Origin of the sequence: uncultured Novosphingobium sp. (assembly GCF_964277725.1) — a bacterium.
Lineage (GTDB): Bacteria > Pseudomonadota > Alphaproteobacteria > Sphingomonadales > Sphingomonadaceae > Novosphingobium > Novosphingobium fluoreni.
Map to the genome: position 1 here is coordinate 1 of NZ_CAXYKL010000138.1, position 2,952 is coordinate 2,952.

A 2,952-nucleotide genomic window follows, 5' to 3' on the forward strand; every position below is an offset into this window, starting at 1 on the left:
CATGCACCACGCCCAGGCGCCACTCGCGATGGGTATGGTCCGCCGGATCGAACAGCAGCACGCAATCGCCGCCTTGCGCCAGCGCATCGCGTATCCGGGGCAGAACGGCGGCGTGGAAGTGGGAGGAAGCGTCCAGCGGATCGGTAGGGAGCACGCCCACCCGCAACATTCCCGCCCCCGCAGACATCAGGGCCGCTCGCGCCTCAGCGTGATCCCGATCGCTTCGCCAGCCTCTGCGATGGCGAGCTTCACGATCTTCACCGTCACTGCCAGGATACGGTCGTCCTGAAGGAAAAGCGTTTCGCAGATATGATCGGCCACCGCTTCGATCAGCTTGAAATGCACGCCTTCGGGCAGCGCCCCGCTCGCCGCGAACTTCAGGTCCATATAGTTCTTGCTGGCGCTGAGCGGGGTATCGGGAGAGTAGCGGGCGATCGGCTTCATCTCCACCGCCATGGAGATACGCAGCGGTTGCGGCTTGCCGGTTTCCTCGGAATAGATCCCGGTCAGCACGTCGACGATGAAGTCGGCAACTTCGAGTGTAAGCGAATCGGCCATAAGGCGCCTTTAGCCCGGATTGGACCAGCGCGCGAAGATCGCGGTAGGCAGCAGCCGCCCACTCTCGCCATCCTCGCGCACCGCCAGATCGCCATGCTCGATCTTGCCCGGCAGATCGGCGAACAGCTCGGCCAGCAGCCCCGCCAGCGCCAGGGACGACATGCGCACGGCATAAACAGTCAAAAACAGAAACTTGCTGTCCGCATCCAGCAGGCGGCGGCAGTCCGCCATCAAGCCGGGCAGGTTCTCCTCCAGGCGCCATGTCTCACCCGTAGGTCCACGGCCGAACTTGGGGGGATCAAGAATGATACCGTCATAACGACGGCCGCGCCGCACCTCACGCGCGGCGAATTTCGCGGCATCATCGATCAGCCAGCGAACCGGCCGATCTGCCATTCGCGAAAGCGCCGCATTCTCGCGCGCCTGACCCACCGACTTCTTCGAGGCGTCGACGTGGGAGACCGCCCCCCGCTCCGAGAGCGCCAGCGTGCCGACCCCAGTATAGCCGAAGAGGTTCAGGGTCTGCGCACCTTCGGCAGGCAGCTGATCGCGCATCCAGTCCCACACAGGGGCCATGTCCGGAAAGAAGCCGAGGTGACGGAAGGGCGTACATTGCGCGGTAAAGCGCACGTCGCGCCACGCCAAGGGCCAACCCTCGCGCGGAACCGGCTTTTCGAACAGCCACCGACCGCCGCCATCCTCGTCCGAGCCAGGTACGAACTCGCCATGGGCGTCCCACTGGTCCAAACGGGGGGACCATAAGGCCTGCGCCTCCGGCCGGATGAACCGGTAATCGCCGTAGCGCTCCAGCTTGCGGCCATGGCCCGAATCGATCAGGCCGTAATCGCCCCAACTCTCGCCCACCATGATGAGGGGATCGCGCGGAAGATCGGCCATGAGCGGCGCGCCGCCCTTACCCGGCCTTGGGCGTAGCGCGTTCGGCCACGAACCCGGCAACGGCATCATACGTGCCCGTCAGGCCAACGCAGCGCTCCTCACGCTCGAACAGATCGCCGACACGCGAAGGCAGGCCGGGGCGCTGCCCAGTGGCACGCTCCACCGCCTCCGGGAACTTAGCTGGGTGCGCGGTGGCCAGAGTCACGATCGGTACAGCCGGGTCGAGCCCCGCCACGCGGGCCGCATGAAGCGCGCATGCCGTGTGCGGATCAATCAGTTCGCCGCAATGCTCCCACGCCCAACGAATCGCATGTGCCATCTGGTCCGCATCGGCGCGGCAGCTGGTGAACAGCCCCGCCGCCCCTTCGCGCTGCGCATTGGTCAATTGCATCGCCTTCGTCGCCTCGAAGCCCGCCATCTGCGCGGACAAGGCCAGGCCATCTCGCCCGCCGAGATCGAACAGCAGGCGTTCAAAGTTTGAGGAGACCTGGATGTCCATCGAAGGCGAGGCCGTGGCGGTGACGGTGCCTTGCGAATAGTCACCAAAAGCGAGGGCCCGGTGCAGGATGTCGTTGACGTTGGTCGCCACGATCAGCCGCGCGATCGGCAGGCCCATCTGCTGCGCGACGTAGCCCGCAAAGACATCGCCGAAATTGCCGGTCGGGACCGAGAAAGCCACCTCCCGATCGGGCGCGCCCAGCTGCAACGCGGTGGCGAAGTAATAAACCACCTGCGCCATCAGCCGCGCCCAGTTGATCGAATTCACCGCGCCGATGGCGAATCGATCGGTCATCGCGCGGTCATTGAACATGCGCTTCACGATCGCCTGGCAATCATCGAAGCTTGCACCTTCCAGCGCCAGGTTATGGACGTTGGGCGCCAGCACCGTGGTCATCTGCCGGCGCTGGACATCGCTGACCCGCCCCTTGGGGTGCAGCATGAAGATATCCACTTTGGCGCGTCCCGCCACCGCGTCGATCGCGGCCGAGCCGGTGTCACCCGAGGTCGCGCCAACGATCGTCAGATTCCGGTCCGAACGCGCCAGGAACTCTTCGAACAGCAGGCCCAGAAGCTGTAGGGCGACATCCTTGAAGGCCAGGGTCGGGCCGTGGAACAATTCCATCAGCCAGTTCTGCCCGTCAAGCTGAACCAAGGGCGTCACCGCGTCATGGCTGAAGCGGCCATAAGCCGTTTCGCACAGCGCCTCGAGCCGGTCCGGCGTCAAGCTTTCACCGACGAATGGCTGCATGATACGGGCCGCCAACTTCGCGTAAGGAAGTCCCCGCAAGGCGGCGATCTCAGCCGCATCGAAGCGCGGCCATTCGCGCGGGACATAGAGGCCGCCGTCGCTGGCAAGACCGGCGAGCGTGGCGCCCTCGAAATCGAGCGTGGGAGCAGTGCCCCTGGTGCTGACGTATTCCATGGCGCCTGCGCCTAGCCGCACCAGCGGCATGGCGCAATGGCGGTGGCGACCGACCTTGGAGATAGCTCCAAACC

General features: G+C 65.2%; 4 protein-coding genes. All 4 read right to left on the minus strand.

Features of this window, described 5'->3' with window-relative positions; genetic code table 11:
- Nucleotides 1-187 (minus strand): Rossmann fold domain-containing protein (locus tag ACHWRX_RS08205; RefSeq protein WP_394658827.1); only part of this gene is annotated, 187 nt, incomplete at its 3' end.
- Nucleotides 187-558, minus strand: a complete 372-nt coding sequence (locus tag ACHWRX_RS08210; RefSeq protein ID WP_058736152.1) for a dihydroneopterin aldolase — start codon at nt 556-558, stop codon at nt 187-189. The genes ACHWRX_RS08210 and ACHWRX_RS08205, both read right to left, overlap by 1 nt.
- A gap of 9 nt (nt 559-567) precedes the next feature.
- Nucleotides 568-1,455, minus strand: coding sequence for a class I SAM-dependent methyltransferase (locus tag ACHWRX_RS08215; protein ID WP_394658828.1), 888 nt, complete (start codon nt 1,453-1,455; stop codon nt 568-570).
- 16 nt (nt 1,456-1,471) lie between these two features.
- Nucleotides 1,472-2,878 (minus strand): threonine synthase, encoded by a 1,407-nt coding sequence (thrC, locus tag ACHWRX_RS08220; protein WP_394658829.1) that lies wholly within the window; start codon nt 2,876-2,878, stop codon nt 1,472-1,474.
- Between the last annotated feature and the right edge of the window lie 74 nt (nt 2,879-2,952).

Bases quoted from the DNA above. Each gene is read 5' to 3' on its own strand.
- ACHWRX_RS08215 (WP_394658828.1), bottom strand. From the start codon at position 1,455: ATGGCCGATCTTCCGCGCGATCCCCTCATCATGGTGGGCGAGAGTTGG.
- ACHWRX_RS08210 (WP_058736152.1), bottom strand. From the start codon at position 558: ATGGCCGATTCGCTTACACTCGAAGTTGCCGACTTCATCGTCGACGTG.
- thrC (WP_394658829.1), bottom strand. From the start codon at position 2,878: ATGGAATACGTCAGCACCAGGGGCACTGCTCCCACGCTCGATTTCGAG.